This window comes from Microbacterium sp. Leaf351, assembly GCF_001423825.1.
In the GTDB taxonomy this organism is placed as follows: Bacteria; Actinomycetota; Actinomycetes; order Actinomycetales; family Microbacteriaceae; genus Microbacterium; species Microbacterium ginsengisoli.
Window position 1 is genome coordinate 88,662 of the sequence record NZ_LMPK01000005.1, and the last position, 557, is coordinate 89,218.

Sequence of the window (557 nt, forward strand, 5' to 3'; positions counted from 1 at the left end):
GCGCGAAGTCCGGCGCACGGTAGCTGATGTGATAGCGCTTCGCGCCCGCAGCGGTCGTGTTGCGGTGGATGCTGCCCATTGGTGCCTCCTTTCACGGCTGCTCGGCAGGTGATGTCGAGCGCGGGCGAGAGGCCCGTGGGGCGAGGTGTCGTCTGCCGGCCGAACTCCGGCAAGGTGAGCGTCGCGAATTGTGGAGAACTGCAAGAGGGCTCGACAACTTGCTCGGCGCAACCGAAGGGCAGGATCGTTACGTCGGTCGACATCGATTCGATCGCGCTAGGCCGAGCGCAGGAGTTCGCCTACACGACTTCCGCTCGCGAGACAGGTAACCTCGCGCATCGCATTCTCCCCGTCAGCCGTCAGTCGTCGAGCGGATCATCACCCCGAGGGTGGGCACGACTAGATCGAGGCTCTCACGAACCGCCGCTCAGACTGCCGTGGTCGCCGTAGGCGAATGACGACCTAGCTTGGCGACGTCCCGAACGCCCGGATACTGGTCAAGTCCCGTGGTGTGGTGTCACTTCGGTTGTTTCCGGTGGTGGATGGGGTTAGGCGGT